Raw genomic sequence first — 14,264 nt, forward strand, 5'->3', positions numbered from 1 at the left:
AACAGCATAGGGCTAGTGGAAAGAAATTTAATAATTTAGGTAACAGAAAGGGTTTAATTTTATACTGAAATTCTCAACTGGCATATCATTCTCTTTAAATTCCCACTGACTAACGCCGGGTCAATCGGTTCACGCAAGAAACAAAGTCATAGAATTCCGGGCAACCTATTTTCTATAATGTCCACACGTGAAGAGTGTTTGTAATTTCATATAATTATAGAGCCGACGGGCGTGCCTTCCTTTTTGTGTGCATGGATCTATTTTGGAACGTAAGCGATGAAGGAATTCCCGATCGCATTCACAAGCATTTCTGCCCATGCGGTAACAGACATCATGTGCTTTACAAGCTGCATCTAAATCATTTATAGGATCACCGGGCCCATTGCAACCAGGTCCGCACCAGTTATACCCAGGTAAAATACAAAAACGAAACCTCCCATTTCCTCTTCGCGGCAAAACAAAAACCTCCCTATGATGGTAAGCCACTACTTACTATAGATTATTCAAAGGTGTTAGCTACTGTATAAGCTGTTACCTATGATTTTAAAATTAATTATGCAAATGAAAAAGTCCGATTTCCTTCAATCCCGTTGATTTCCGTTCCGAGCGGACGCTTTCCGCGGGCACGGCTTCAGCCAATCGAACAGCGAAGGGTTCGATTTGCCGTATTTCTGCGTTCTTGACAGAAATTAAGGCATCCTTCACTCGTGCTCCCAACGCTAACGCTTTTGGTCGCAAAAGCCGTTCTTCGTGACGGCTTTTCCTGCGGGGTCTTCAGCTCGCGCTGTTCCCGCTGGAGTCGCCGCTCTCCACTACAATCAACTAGTTCTTACAATAAAAAAAGAACTTTTTCAGAGGTTTGTGAGGAGGAGCGGTGCATTTTCTCCCCGACTTAACGTTCAGCAGAGTGTCAATGATATAGTTAGGGATTTTTCGCGATGTAGTTTCAACGCATTTCAAGATTTTTGTTTGGCGATGGTATATAATTAAACTAACTATAACAAACAGGATTTAGCAGTAGTAAATGTGAAGCGGAAATTTATAATATAGCGTAATTTATATAAAAGGGTGGAGAAAAATGAGTGCAATGGATACACAACTTTACGATTACCTAATAGCCAATATGACTGCCATATCGGACAAATGGCTTTCCTTGCGTGAGGAAAAAAGAGGATCCATCTATTCCATGGAGGCTGGTGAATCCGCAGAAGCTTTACTCCGTGAACAAAATCGCTTAACCAACCTCACTGTCGCAAGCATACTGTTGAGTGATAAAGAGATATTCGAAACGAATAAGGAAAAATGGGCTCACGAAGTGGCTGAAAGTAGGGTGAAAAGCAATACGTCTATACCGGAGGTCCTGAATGCACTTAGTAAAGTTAGGCAAACTTACTGGTCATTCGTAGAGGGTTTTGTGCAATCCAAGGGGGATGAAGTAACTCAGGATGATTTGTTGAGATGGGGAATTTCAATCCATTTGGCATTCGATGAACTATTTATCCACTTCTCAAAAATATATTATAAAATTATGAACAGTAAACTTGCAGTGCAGCAAGGCTTAATCGAAGAATTGAGTTTTCCGATCATAATGCTTAATAAAGCGATTGGTGTGTTGCCGCTAATCGGTAATATTGACACATTTCGTGGGAAAGGTTTTTTGGAGTATATTCCCGCAAAATGCGTTGAATTGGATGTATCGCACTTGTTCATCGATTTATCGGGAGTGTCTGTTATTGACACGATGGTTGCACAACAAATCTATCCGGTCATGCAGGTGTTAAAATTGCTGGGGATAAATTCGACATTGACGGGAATCCGCCCAGAAATTGCGCAAACCGCAGTTCAGTTGGGATTACACTTTTCTCATATCGACACTTACAGTTCCTTGCAGCAAGCGCTTGAGGATAGATTTACTAAAGTATGAGGAATGGGCTGTGTACCCTTAGACGTTTTGGTACATGGCACATTTTTTATTTTCCAGAAGGGTGATTCATTATGATTACAGTTATTCTGCTATTTTTGTTTGCAGGTTTAGCAGAAATCGGCGGGGGATACCTCATATGGCAGTGGTTAAGGGAAGGGAAATCTGCTTACCTGGGCCTTATCGGTGGTTTCGTGTTAGCTATGTACGGGGTGATTGCCACTTTTCAACAGTTTCCGACTTTTGGTAGGGTTTATGCGGCCTATGGGGGTGTATTCATTGTACTTTCCGTTCTATGGGGATGGAGTGTCGACAAAAAATTACCTGATACATATGATTGGATCGGGGCTTTGATTTGCATAATCGGTGTGTCTGTAATGTTATGGGCACCACGCGGGTAACAAGTAGCCGTTGTCGAAGGGTTTTGCATAATTCATAGCCTATAGTAAACGGATGGTGGTATATTATTCCTGAAGAGTAGTGAAAATGGGCTAGGATTTGGCGTTCCGCAAGGGGGGGTAAAACATGGATATTAAAAATAAAACAGTTGTCCGATCGATGGATATAGTAAATCTTTTTATAGACCATACGGAATTAACATTCCAAGAAGTTATTGATCGTTCGGGTATTCCGAAGACGTCGGTCTATCGAATGTTACTATCATTGGAAGAGATGGGGTTTCTCGAGAAGGGGCCTGATTTGAAATATCGGTTAGGTCTTCTGTTTCTAACATTCGGCCATCTCGTTTCTTCAAGACTTGATATTCGGAAAATCGCTTACCCAATTATGGAGAACTTGCATAATGACGTGAAAGAGGCTGTCAATTTAATTATTAAGCAAGGTGATGAAGCGGTTTATATAGAAAAAATCGACAGAAACCAAAAAGTTCGCCTATATACTGCAATTGGCAGGAGAAGTCCCTTATACGCCGGGGCGTGTTCTCGCATTATATTGTCTTATTTACCGGAAACGGAAATTGATGCATATATGGAATCGGTGGAACTGAAACCGTTTGCGATGGGGACAATAACCGATAAGGACCATCTCATTGAAACGATTGGACAGGCTAAAAAGGATGGATATACAATTAGTAATTCTGAATTAGAGAATCATACCTCCGCCATAGCCGCACCAATTTTCGATTATAAAGGCGACGTGATTGCTGGAATAAGTATTGCAGGGATGGAAGCGAATTATCAAGATGAAAACATCCCTACCTTTGCGGCAAAAGCAATTGAAGCTGCTAAAGAAATATCACAATGTTTGGGTTATCTGAATAGATGAAAAAGCATCCTCCATTTACCTGTTATTTAGGCATAAATGGAGGATGTTTTGTATGAGAAAAGTTGAAAGCGCCCGTTAGTTGCGGCTAGGCTTATGGAGGGCACTGAAAAAGTCCATCATTAAAGAATAAATATGGATACCCGATAATACACGCTTCGGCGCTCGGGGATGCCTCCCGCCATAAGCCAGACAACTTCGTCGTCAGTCTTATGGCTTCGGCTACCCCTGTGAGGCGCCTTCGCTGGTATTTCGCAGTATATTTGAGGTGCTGCGAATATTCATGTCCACTAATCGCCTTTTTAAATTTGGATTTACTTAGAGAGATCAAATTCATCAGTTATTCAGTGGTCGCACTTATCTCGAGAAGCATCCACAAAGCGCCGTAGCGTGTATTATGGAGAATTCTTTATTTCAACCTATCTATTGAAGCCTTTTAAGTTGAATCCCCATTTTTAGTTCATCTAGTAACCGTTCTTTTTTTAATAGCTCATTTTCTGCTTCTTCCAGAGAAACTTCCTTGAAATGAATAGTTGAAGTTGGTTGTAGCTGAGCTAAACTTGATAAATCGGCGGAAATAATTTGGCCGATTTTTGGGTAACCTCCTGTTGTTTGACGGTCTGCCATTAAAATAATAGGCTGTCCATTCGGGGGGATTTGAATTGTTCCATAGGTCACACTTTCCGACAGCAATTCAAAAGTATCGGCTAATGAAAGAGCAGGACCTTCCAATCGGTAGCCCATTCGATCGGCTTGAGTTGATAGTGTATAAGGTTCACTAAAAAGCGTTTGTTGACTATCCTGATCGAATCGGGTGAACTCAGTACCTTTTAGTACACGTATCGTTTGGACCTGTTGTAAATTGATGAGCGCGCTGAAGTTGACAGACCATGTTGCATGTTCAGTCATTTCTTCTACTTGTTGTGCGAACGATTGGTTGAGTGCACTCATTTCCCCGCATTCGAATGTATCCCCTTTTCGCAAAGCCCTTCCTTGGAGACCGCCGATACCTGCACGTAGATATGTACTTTTACTTTCCATAATCGGGGGAACAATTATACCTCCGGCAAAGGCTACGTAAGCCCTGCAACCATTTATTGCAGATTTAAACCGTAATATGGAGCCTTTCCGAATGAGTATGGGGCGCCACATAGGAGCTTTTTCGCCATCGATGGTAGCTTGTAAATCTCCACCGGTGATTGCCAGTAATGAATCTTTGTCGAATTGAAGAGTTGTCCCGAATAGTGTAATCTCAAGTGCTCCTTCTCCTTCAGCATTACCGACTAGCAAATTAGCTACTCTTAGCGAATAACTATCCATCGCACCGCTGACAATTACGCCATATTTTTGAGAGCCGTATCTTCCTAAGTCTTGAATCGTCGTTAGAAGACCTGGTTGGAGTACGTTAACGGTCATTGTTTCATCTCCTTATAGTGGTAATATTCTTCAGGAGAAATTGGTGTAAAACGAATTATATCTCCGGCCTGTAATAATGTCGGAGGGGAGATAGCGGGAAGAAACAAATCGAGTGGGGTACGGCCAATAATTTGCCATCCACCCGGCGTTTCCAATGGATAAACGCCTGTTTGCTTTCCAGCGATACCAACAGATCCAGGAGCAATTGCTAATAAGGGTGTTTTTTTTCGAGGTGTTGCGATTTGTTCACTCAGTCCTCCCATAAATGGAAATCCTGGAGCAAAGCCAATCATATAGACTAAATATTCAGCCCCGGAATGTAGTTGTATGACTTCTTCTGCGGATAGACCGTGGTACTGCGCAACATACTCCAAGTCGGGACCGAATTCGTCCCCATATAATACCGGTATTGTCACAACTCTTTTTTCCAGAGCTAGGTTAGTACCGATTTGTTGAACCAATACCTCCATGAAAGCACTAACTTTTTGGAAAGAGGTTAACGAGGCATGGCCTGCTACTTTATTCTTTTGTGAATGGTGAACGACTACGGGATTGTAGTAGATTGTTAAGTTATTGTAGGCTGGTACGGACTCAATAAACCCTTCAAATTTATGATTATTCACTAGAGTTGATAGATTGCTTACCAGCTCATGAATTGTTGGGCTAATTCCTTCCCCGAGTTGGACAATTATCGCGGAATCTCCTAAAGGCTTCATGCTGGCTACTATGTTACGATTGCTCATTCCAACAGCTCCTAAGGTTTCGAATTTCGGTACTGACGTTCTAAAAAATGGATTCTATTAATCATTATAGTGGTCGGGAAACAAAAAACAAGTCCGAAAAATATAAAAACAAACTATTTGCCGTTATTAGAACAGTTTTGAATAGCATCTATTCAGACAAATCATTCTATGCTAGAATTAGTTTACGTTTCAAAACAAGAGTTCCAAAATTCGGAACTAAATTTGATTGAAAGCGCTTACGGACATAAATCATTTTATGACTATCGGAGGGGAAAAGAATGTACAAAGTTGATTTGAATTGTGATTTAGGGGAAAGCTTTGGCCGATATAAGCTTGGTGAACAGCAAGAAATATTGAAATATGTAACCTCGGCAAACATCGCGTGTGGTTTTCATGCGGGCGATCCAAGCGTGATGAGGGAAACGGTTAAGCTAGCGATAGAAAATGGTGTGAAAATTGGTGCACATCCCGGTTTGCCTGATTTGAATGGGTTTGGTCGTCGTGAAATGGCAATCACTCCACAAGAGGGATACGATATGGTTGTTTATCAAATCGGAGCTTTACAAGGTTTTTTAGCGACCTTCAACGAGACGATGCAACATGTAAAACCGCATGGCGCTTTGTATAATATGTCGGCAATAGACACGAAGCTCGCGGAAGCGATTGCTCAAGCGGTATATGATATTTCACCTTCGTTAGTGTTATTTGGACTTGCCGGCAGCGAATTGACAAAAGCGGGAGAAAAAATCGGTTTACGAACAGCACATGAAGTGTTTGCAGATCGCACCTATCAATCGGATGGGTCGTTAACTTCCCGTTCGCAATCCGACGCTTTACTCACAGATCAAGAACTAGCAGTCGCACAAGTGGTGAAGATGGTAATAGAGGGAAAAGTCATTTCCCAGCAAAATACGGAAATTTCTTTACAGGCGGATACGATTTGCATACATGGAGATGGGGAACACGCCCTTGATTTTGCTAAATATAGTAAAGAAACGTTGGAGAAAAACAACATCATCGTTTCAGCAGTATGTAACTAAAGGGGTGTAATTTGAATGAGTGGAAAAAAAACAGAGAATATAAAAATAGCGGGAACAGCAGAGACTAAAAAGAAAGTTACTATGAGTGTTTTATTGGGTGCAGCATTCCTAATGGCGACATCATCGATAGGTCCCGGATTTTTAACGCAAACAACCGTATTTACGCAGCAATTGGCGGCAAGTTTTGGGTTTGTCATATTGATTTCATTGATATTGGATGTCTTCACTCAAATGAATATTTGGAGAATCATTGCTGTATCGGGGTTACGCGGTCAAGAAATCGCGAACAAAGTAGTACCGGGACTTGGCGTGTTTTTAGCCATTCTTATTGTAATGGGGGGTCTTGCATTTAATATCGGAAACGTTGCGGGAGCGGGTCTAGGATTGAATGCGATGCTTGGACTAGACCCGATAATGGGGGCTATTATAAGTGCGACATTCGCAATTTTCATTTTCCTTGTGAAAGAAGCGGGAAAAGCAATGGATAAAGTTGCACAAATAGCAGGTTTAGTAATGATTCTACTAATGCTCTATGTGGCATTTACGACATCTCCGCCAGTAGGGGAAGCAATCGTGAACACGTTTAAACCGGAACAAATCAGTATATTTGCTATAGTGACATTAGTCGGCGGTACGGTCGGCGGATACATAACGTTTGCTGGCGGGCATCGACTGTTGGATGCTGGCGTCAAAGGTATTGAATCTTTACCTGAAGTAACAAAGAGTTCTGTAATAGGGATTATGGTTACAGGCGTTATGCGTGTAGCATTATTCTTAGCGGTACTAGGAGTCGTCTCCAAAGGCCTTGCAATTGACCCGTCAAATCCTCCGGCATCTGTATTCCAACTTGCTGCAGGTGATATCGGGTATAGAATGTTTGGTGTCATTATGTAGGCGGCGGCTATTACGTCCGTGGTGGGAGCTGCTTATACGTCTGTTTCCTTTATTAGATCATTCCATCCGTTAATAGAGAAATATCATAATTGGGTTATTATCTTATTTATTTTATTATCAACAATTACATTTGCATTGATTGGGCGTCCTGTTAATGTCCTCTTACTTGTTGGGGCTCTAAATGCACTCATTTTGCCACTTGCTTTAGGAACGCTGTTAATAGCTGCTTATAAGAAAGATATCGTCGGTAGTTATAAACATCCGCTATGGTTGACGATAGGCGGCGGATTTGTCGTTATTGTCATGGGTGTTTTAGGAATCGTGACACTTATCGAACAAATTCCATTGCTTTTTAAGTGAGTAGATTTTATTTCTGAAGGAGGGATGACGGTTGGGAAATTATGAAACGATGGCTTCAAATGAAATAAGGAGCCTCATCCGGAAGCAGGTAATAACAGGTCCAACGGCTGGTATGTCTAAAGGTTTCACACAAGCAAATTTGGTGATTTTGAAGAAAGAACATGCCTTTGATTTCTTGCTGTTCTGCCAGCGGAATCCGAAGTCTTGTCCATTACTGGACGTGACGGAACCCGGCTCATTCATACCCGGAACAATTGCAAAAGAGGCTGATATTCGTAAAGATATTCCAAGATACCGTATTTACAGAGATGGCATGAATACGGAGGAAGTTATGGATATCACCGAGTATTGGGAAGATGACATGGTTGGTTTCCTATTAGGTTGCAGTTTCACCTTTGAAACGCCATTACTTGAGAGCGGGATTCCAATCCGGCATATCGAGGAAAAATGTAATGTTCCAATGTATAAAACGAATATTCAATGTGAGAAAGCAGGAGTATTTGAAGGTCCTACTGTTGTCAGTATGCGTCCAATGTCGCATGAAGATGCCATTCGGGCGATTCAAATCACCTCTCGCTTTCCGGCTGTACACGGATCACCCATCCATTTCGGGAATCCGAGTCAGATTGGCATAGCCGATATTTCAAAGCCTGATTTCGGTGATTCGGTAACAATCAAAGAAGGTGAAATTCCTGTGTTCTGGGCCTGCGGTGTGACGCCCCAAGCAGTCGCTATGCAATGTAAACCTTCGATAATGATTACGCATGCGCCAGGCTGTATGTTCATCAGTGATATAAAGGATGAAAAACTTAGTATTTTATAAACAAGCGCCATGCGCTACTACAATTTCGGATTGTGGTAGCGCATGATTCTTTATGGGCTTACAGTTGGTTCCATCACAGTCAATGTACGGTTAGCTGTGTTCATATTCAGTGTTGTCCCGATTGGTATGGTGGCTTTATATACTCCATGTGCAGTCGCCAAGTTAGACATTAAGGGTTTGCCCAGAGGAGCTAAAAATTCGTTTATTAGATCTTCATATGTTTTTCCATACGCCTCCACACAACGTGTACATTCTCCCATAATAATCCCGATACAATCATCAAACTTCTTGGCTAGTAGAAGATGGTTCAAATATCTGTAAACAGTATTTATCGGCTCATGTGTTTCTTCGAGTACGATTATTTTACCAACCGTATTGATTTCAAAAGATGTCCCTAAAGTACCTATAAAAGACGTTAAGTTCCCCCCGACAACGGGACCGGTCACATTTCCCTTAACGATGCTGACAAGGTCCATGCCAGGGGGATTTTTTATTTCCCAAGGTGCGGTTACTGTTGAAGTTGCGAAGGAAAATTGGTTAAAATTATATGCTGGAGTTGTCGGGATGAAATCGATGAGAAGTAGACTTTGAAAAGTAATAAGATCCGCGTATTCATACAATACATTCAGTAGCACGGTAATGTCACTATAGCCTGAAACGATCTTCGGGTTTTGGCGAATGATTGAAAAGTCGAGGTAGGGGAGAATACCCGCTACACCGACGCCGCCCCTTGTAGGTAAAATCCACTTCACTTCCTTATTCATAAACATTCCCATCAAATCAGATGCCATTTGTTGCGGGGTTGCAGCAAGGAATCCATTCGACGAATAGACGTGCTCCCCGACAAGTACTTTAAATCCCCTATTTCTTAAGGTTGTAATTCCTTCATTTATTCTACTTGCTGCCAAAGGACTACCCAACGTGACAATTCCAACGGTATCGCCAGTCTGCAATTGAGGTGGTTTAGTGACCATCTGTTGTAGCTCCCTTCAGGATAAAACGTGTCCATATTATTCATTGTATTGTTAAAGAGAAGGCGTCATAACATGAAAATATTTTTCATATGGATGATTGACATTGTTTCATTTTGTGTGTTCCGTCAACTTGGATGAAGTGGAAAAAATAACAGTTACGGGACCTTTCGCATATGTTATAATAAAAAGAAAAATGGTCTGAATAGTCTGTATTCGTCATTTTTTCATGGGGTTATGATTATGAGGAATTTCAAAAAAAAGAAACTGCTATTCTTCTTTATAAGTATATGTATGTTGCTTTTGGTCGGTTATGAGGCCAGGCCATTCAATCTTGCCGAAATGAATGGGATGATCAGTGTAGCACATCGCGGTGCTTCCAATTTCGCGCCGGAAAACACACATTCCGCTTTTCAGAAAGCGTTGGAGCTTGGTGCTGACTTTTTAGAGTGCGATGTCCATCTATCCAAAGACGGGGAATTGATCATTATGCATGATGACAAAGTGGACAGGACGACAAACGGTACTGGCTTTGTAAAAGACTTCACACTTGAAGAATTGAAGGAACTGGATGCAGGAAGTAAATACCATACTTCTTTTGCAGGTGAACAAATCATGACGTTGGATGAACTCCTCGAAGAATTTTACGGTAAGGCGGGTTTATTGATTGAGATAAAAAAACCGTTCATGTATCCAGGTATTGAGGAGAAAGTGGTAACCCTATTAAAGGAACGAAAAAATGTAAGCGGTATCATTGTTCAATCCTTTGATATGGAATCCATGAGGAAAGTGAATCTGCTGTTTCCGGAATTGGAAGTCGCCATACTTATGAAACCATCGATTCAACATCTGTCTACCCAAAAAATAATGGACCTGACATCCTTTGCGACATACATCAATTTTAACGTATCGTATGTCAATCAACGCGTGATTGATCAAATACATAATGAGGGTGGAAAAGTATTGGTCTGGTCTACGAAAAGTCGGAGATGGGTGGACAAAGCCTATCATTACGACGTTGATGGTATCATAACGGACTTTTCAATCTGGCCTGTCGAGGGGCCCGTCCATCTAGTGCAAGATTAGTCTGAAATAAAAGAGGGAAATCCAGTACCAGCCGATACTTGGGCAGTACTGGCTTTTTTGAATGATTTTTTAGTAGCTGGCTTTCTTGACAATGAAAAACGGGAGCCATACACTTATGAGTAGAAAAGATAGTTGGAGGACAAAATGACAAATCATACATTCATACCAATCATTATCGGAACAGACATGAATGCTTACAACATGGCGATATCATTCCATGAGGAGTATGGCATCAAACCAATTTTAGTGGGCAAAGAGCCTTTATCATTCACAAGTTTAAGTTCAATACCCAAGACGATAGAACTCAACCCGAGGCTGCCTGAAAAACAAGTATTCGTCAGTTTCCTGAAAGAAGTTGCGGCGAAGTACGCAGAGCCAGGGAAAAAGATGCTCCTAGTCGGGACGAACGATCTTTACGTCCGGATGATCATCGAAAATGCGGACGAGCTGAAAAGTCATTTCGTATTCAACTATATCTCGGAGCCGCTTATGAACGATGTGCTCGTTAAATCGAATTTCTATAAGTTGTGTGCCGAACACGGCATCGATGCACCAGCTACATATTTCTATTCGTGTCGGGATGAGCAGCCATTTGCGGAAGAAGTCATGTTCCCGATCATCATCAAGCCAAGCAACGGTGTTGAGTATTACAAGAATCCGTTTGCGGGCATGGAAAAAGTGTACAAAGTCAATTCCTACGAAGAAATCCACACCGTTATTAAAACGATTAAAGCAAGTGGCTATAAAGAAGACCTAATTATCCAGGATTATATTCCGGGAGACGATACATATATGTGGGATTCCGTATTCTACATGAACAGCCATGGGAAAGCTGAACTTATCACTTTCGCGCAAGTCGTCCTGCAAGAGCATACAGTCACTGCAATCGGGAACTATACAGCGCTCATCACCCGATACAATGAAGAGATGATGATGAAGCTGAAAGGTTTCCTGGAAGCACTGAACTACGTCGGCTATGCGAACTTCGATTTGAAATATGACGAACGTGACGGCAAGTTCAAAGTGTTTGAGGTGAACATACGACAAGGACGTTCAAGCTATTACATCACTGCTTGTGGTCATAATATGGCGAAGTATCTGGTTGACGATGTCATTCACGGTCAACAGAAAGAGCTGACGTTACTTAATGAAAAATTCTTGTTCACCGTCGTCCCAAAAATCGTACTAAAGAAATTTGTTTCAAATCCGGAAGTGCTTAAACATGTGAAAGTGTTGCTTCGGAAAGGAAAATACGGCAATCCATTGTTTTATAAAAAGGATCGTCATTTCAAGCGTAAACTTTATTTATTTGCAAGACAGATCAATTACTACCGGAAATATAAAAATAGTAAGTGGTGACGAAAACTCCCTATACCAAATGTATAGGGAGTTTTTCAGTTGTGATTGAGTTGTCAGAATTAACGCTATATAATTAATGGTAAAAGGAGGATAAATTTGAAATGAAAAAGTATATGAAGGAATTTGCTGCATTTCCTGATATAACTGTCATGTTTATCATTTTCTTACTATGTGCTACCTTTACTGTGCCTTATGCATTACTTTACGGGACATGGATTGCTTTAGTCATTGGGATGTTGACATATGCAACAAGTGAATATATTGTACACCGGTTTTTATTTCACATTAAAACGCCTAAAAACCCGTTCCTGCTAAAAATGATCAAACGTTTACATTATGATCACCATGTATATCCGGATGATTTGAAATTATTATTTTTGCCCTTATGGTTCAGTATTCCGGGATTTCTAATTTATTCACTAATCGTTTATTTGAGTACGGGAAGTATCGGATTGACAACAGCATTCGCAACGGGTCTGGTTGCTTATTTTCTCTTTTACGAGTGGAAACACTATATTGCACATAAGCCTATTCAGCCTCGCACTCAAATGGGGAAAAATATTAAGAAACACCATCTTCTGCATCACTTTAAAAACGAGAATTATTGGTTCGGCGTCACTCATACGACATTTGATAAAAGACTTGGAACATTTAAAGAGAATAAGGAAGTGGAGAAGAGTCCGACTGCCCGTAATTTAGAAAATAGAGGATAGGATGAAAAAGGTTTCCCTGGATGAATCAATCAAGGAAACCTTTTTGATAGACCTACGTACTAGTAGTAAGAAGAAATCTAGTAAAGTTTATGGCAACTAATTTTCCGAACCTATTTGAGTCAGTTAGTAAAGTTAATTGTGGAATGATTATATATGTTGAACATTTGAATATGTGTGTAAACTGAGCGGGAGGTATCCCCAAGCGCCGATGCGTGTAAGAAGGTCACTCCATATTCCAATCCAATAAAAGTGGATCTTCCCGGTATCTCAATATCTAATAGATAAACTAGCGCAGGCATCTCCAAGTGCCGTAGTACATATCAAGGGATTCCTAACTCCTACTTGTACTTTTTTCATTCTATTGGTAGCACAAATAGACCCAATTAATGAAACTGACTAACGATGAAAAGGGACTACAGCCAGCGAGGCTTGTAGTCCCTTATATCATTCATTGAAACTTGACCTTATACATCGAAATAAGCTTCAATGATCAACCGTGTCGTCTGTTCATCCATTACCAAATGATTGACATCAGTTCCTTCAATGAGTTTGCGGGTATTGCTGTCATCAAAATTGAAAGAGCGGCATAAATAAGCATTGAATATGCTGATCATGCCATTCAACTTTTCTTCGTCAGCCGTCAGCATGCCTGGTTCAGCATTCTCGATGATTTCCAACTGATTAAAATCAAGTGCATTTTTGATAAGTGAAAGCAGCGCATAGTTTGTTGCAGGCGACGGGTTCGTAATGTTATATATTTTACCGGCCTCCGCTTTTCTTGCCGCAAGTGCTAAAATATCGGCGACGTAATTGACGGGAACCAAATTGGATGTAGATTCTTTGCTCCCAATCACATGGTAAACTATATCGGCCGTGTCCGCAGATCTTGCGATACGCCGCTTGAACACGTCAAGTGCTCGCATGAAACCGTAGAGAGTAAACTCAGAATCGGCTTCGCCCGTTTCCGAATCGCCAACAATGATCGATGGCCGGAAAATCGATATATCCATGTGCTCGGAATAAGAAAGAGCAAGATGTTCGGATTTCACTTTGCTTTCCTCATAGGGATTATGGACATCCTTATCGATAGGATAGAGCGCCTCAACGCCATGCGTGCGTTTCCCTACCGTATAGGCTGTACTAATATAGAAGAACCGCTCCACTCCAAATGCTTTCGCCAATTCCAGTGCGTTTTCCGTGCCATCGTAATTGACCTTAAAGATTTCATCACGTAACTCTTCGTCGAATTTCACAAGAGCCGCAATATGATAAAAAAGGTCGACGTTGCCTTTTAAATCTTGAATGGCGTCGTCAGAAAGCCCGCAGAGCGGTTGTGTAATATCGCCGGTCAGAAGTTTTATTCTGTCGGCGGCGTTTCCTGAAAGACCGGCTACAAGCTTTTCAGCCTTATCCATATCCCGCACCAGGACGAACAATGTATGATCAGTTGTCTCGAGTAGGTTATTCAGTAACTTACCTCCAAGGAAACCGGTAGAACCTGTTAAGAAAATCGTCAACCTAAATCCCTCCATGAATAGAACGGAAATCAATCCATCCAATTGCTATTCCAATTATCGCATAGGTGGCCGCTGAAGTGAAAAATTAATGGTTCTATGTTTGAAATGATGCGTTTAGAGGTAAAGATAACGTGGATTCA

14 protein-coding genes and 1 pseudogene are annotated in these 14,264 nt (G+C 41.2%); 9 read left to right on the plus strand and 6 right to left on the minus strand.

Annotation, left to right across the window (positions count from 1 at the left end; translation table 11 throughout):
- Positions 1-165 precede the first annotated feature (165 nt).
- Positions 166-486 (minus strand): phospholipase, encoded by a 321-nt coding sequence (locus HDC33_RS16690; RefSeq protein WP_370457491.1) that lies wholly within the window; start codon positions 484-486, stop codon positions 166-168.
- Between the two features lie 63 nt (positions 487-549).
- Positions 550-738 carry a hypothetical protein gene (locus HDC33_RS15300; RefSeq protein ID WP_179393439.1) on the minus strand — a complete coding sequence of 63 codons (189 nt, stop codon included), beginning with the start codon at positions 736-738 and terminating at the stop codon, positions 550-552.
- 340 nt (positions 739-1,078) lie between these two features.
- Here HDC33_RS15300 and HDC33_RS15305 point away from each other — a divergent pair, with 340 nt between their 5' ends.
- From HDC33_RS15305 to HDC33_RS15315, 3 genes are all read left to right on the plus strand, one after another.
- Complete coding sequence (locus HDC33_RS15305) at positions 1,079-1,924, plus strand: STAS domain-containing protein (protein ID WP_179393440.1); 846 nt, start codon at positions 1,079-1,081, stop codon at positions 1,922-1,924.
- A gap of 71 nt (positions 1,925-1,995) precedes the next feature.
- On the plus strand, positions 1,996-2,322 hold the full coding sequence (locus HDC33_RS15310) for a YnfA family protein (RefSeq protein ID WP_179393441.1): 327 nt from the start codon (positions 1,996-1,998) through the stop codon (positions 2,320-2,322).
- 124 nt (positions 2,323-2,446) lie between these two features.
- Positions 2,447-3,205, plus strand: coding sequence for an IclR family transcriptional regulator (locus HDC33_RS15315; RefSeq protein ID WP_179393442.1), 759 nt, complete (start codon positions 2,447-2,449; stop codon positions 3,203-3,205).
- 420 nt (positions 3,206-3,625) lie between these two features.
- On the opposite strand, the gene HDC33_RS15320 is transcribed toward HDC33_RS15315, so the two are convergent.
- Both HDC33_RS15320 and pxpB read right to left on the minus strand, forming a co-directional pair.
- Positions 3,626-4,618, minus strand: a complete 993-nt coding sequence (locus HDC33_RS15320; protein ID WP_179393443.1) for a 5-oxoprolinase subunit C family protein — start codon at positions 4,616-4,618, stop codon at positions 3,626-3,628.
- Complete coding sequence (pxpB, locus tag HDC33_RS15325; RefSeq protein ID WP_179393444.1) at positions 4,615-5,361, minus strand: 5-oxoprolinase subunit PxpB; 747 nt, start codon at positions 5,359-5,361, stop codon at positions 4,615-4,617. The genes HDC33_RS15320 and pxpB overlap by 4 nt, the downstream gene beginning before the upstream one ends.
- A 278-nt stretch (positions 5,362-5,639) precedes the next feature.
- Between pxpB and HDC33_RS15330 the strand changes: the two genes are divergently transcribed.
- The 3 genes and pseudogenes from HDC33_RS15330 to HDC33_RS15340 all read left to right on the plus strand — a co-directional run bounded on the left by HDC33_RS15330 (position 5,640) and on the right by HDC33_RS15340 (position 8,478).
- Entirely contained in the window at positions 5,640-6,401 is a 762-nt protein-coding gene (locus HDC33_RS15330; RefSeq protein WP_179393445.1) for a LamB/YcsF family protein, read from the plus strand.
- 81 nt (positions 6,402-6,482) lie between these two features.
- Positions 6,483-7,655, plus strand: a pseudogene (locus tag HDC33_RS15335) (NRAMP family divalent metal transporter).
- Between the two features lie 49 nt (positions 7,656-7,704).
- Positions 7,705-8,478 carry a putative hydro-lyase gene (locus HDC33_RS15340; RefSeq protein ID WP_179393492.1) on the plus strand — a complete coding sequence of 258 codons (774 nt, stop codon included), beginning with the start codon at positions 7,705-7,707 and terminating at the stop codon, positions 8,476-8,478.
- Positions 8,479-8,528: 50 nt separating this feature from the next.
- Here the strand turns inward: HDC33_RS15340 and HDC33_RS15345 are convergent, their stop codons facing one another.
- Entirely contained in the window at positions 8,529-9,452 is a 924-nt protein-coding gene (locus tag HDC33_RS15345) for a S66 peptidase family protein (RefSeq protein WP_179393446.1), read from the minus strand.
- A 240-nt stretch (positions 9,453-9,692) separates the two neighbouring features.
- Here HDC33_RS15345 and HDC33_RS15350 point away from each other — a divergent pair, with 240 nt between their 5' ends.
- The 3 genes from HDC33_RS15350 (at position 9,693) to HDC33_RS15360 (ending at position 12,607) form a co-directional block, all read left to right on the plus strand.
- Entirely contained in the window at positions 9,693-10,535 is an 843-nt protein-coding gene (locus HDC33_RS15350) for a glycerophosphodiester phosphodiesterase (protein WP_179393447.1), read from the plus strand.
- A gap of 144 nt (positions 10,536-10,679) precedes the next feature.
- Positions 10,680-11,894, plus strand: a complete 1,215-nt coding sequence (locus HDC33_RS15355; RefSeq protein WP_179393448.1) for a carboxylate--amine ligase — start codon at positions 10,680-10,682, stop codon at positions 11,892-11,894.
- A gap of 101 nt (positions 11,895-11,995) precedes the next feature.
- Entirely contained in the window at positions 11,996-12,607 is a 612-nt protein-coding gene (locus HDC33_RS15360) for a sterol desaturase family protein (protein ID WP_179393449.1), read from the plus strand.
- Positions 12,608-13,071: 464 nt separating this feature from the next.
- Here HDC33_RS15360 and HDC33_RS15365 read toward each other — a convergent pair whose 3' ends face one another.
- Positions 13,072-14,124 carry an SDR family oxidoreductase gene (locus HDC33_RS15365; protein ID WP_179393450.1) on the minus strand — a complete coding sequence of 351 codons (1,053 nt, stop codon included), beginning with the start codon at positions 14,122-14,124 and terminating at the stop codon, positions 13,072-13,074.
- Positions 14,125-14,264 lie beyond the last annotated feature (140 nt).

It is taken from the genome of Sporosarcina sp. JAI121 (assembly GCF_013408665.1).
Classification (GTDB): domain Bacteria; phylum Bacillota; class Bacilli; order Bacillales_A; family Planococcaceae; genus Sporosarcina.

Excerpts from the sequence above, each read along its gene's own strand:
- HDC33_RS15305 (WP_179393440.1), top strand. The coding sequence starts at position 1,079 with ATGAGTGCAATGGATACACAACTTTACGATTACCTAATAGCCAATATG.
- HDC33_RS15310 (WP_179393441.1), top strand. The coding sequence starts at position 1,996 with ATGATTACAGTTATTCTGCTATTTTTGTTTGCAGGTTTAGCAGAAATC.
- HDC33_RS15315 (WP_179393442.1), top strand. The coding sequence starts at position 2,447 with ATGGATATTAAAAATAAAACAGTTGTCCGATCGATGGATATAGTAAAT.
- HDC33_RS15320 (WP_179393443.1), bottom strand. The coding sequence starts at position 4,618 with ATGACCGTTAACGTACTCCAACCAGGTCTTCTAACGACGATTCAAGAC.
- pxpB (WP_179393444.1), bottom strand. The coding sequence starts at position 5,361 with ATGAGCAATCGTAACATAGTAGCCAGCATGAAGCCTTTAGGAGATTCC.
- HDC33_RS15330 (WP_179393445.1), top strand. The coding sequence starts at position 5,640 with ATGTACAAAGTTGATTTGAATTGTGATTTAGGGGAAAGCTTTGGCCGA.
- HDC33_RS15340 (WP_179393492.1), top strand. The coding sequence starts at position 7,705 with ATGGCTTCAAATGAAATAAGGAGCCTCATCCGGAAGCAGGTAATAACA.
- HDC33_RS15345 (WP_179393446.1), bottom strand. The coding sequence starts at position 9,452 with ATGGTCACTAAACCACCTCAATTGCAGACTGGCGATACCGTTGGAATT.
- HDC33_RS15350 (WP_179393447.1), top strand. The coding sequence starts at position 9,693 with ATGAGGAATTTCAAAAAAAAGAAACTGCTATTCTTCTTTATAAGTATA.
- HDC33_RS15355 (WP_179393448.1), top strand. The coding sequence starts at position 10,680 with ATGACAAATCATACATTCATACCAATCATTATCGGAACAGACATGAAT.
- HDC33_RS15360 (WP_179393449.1), top strand. The coding sequence starts at position 11,996 with ATGAAAAAGTATATGAAGGAATTTGCTGCATTTCCTGATATAACTGTC.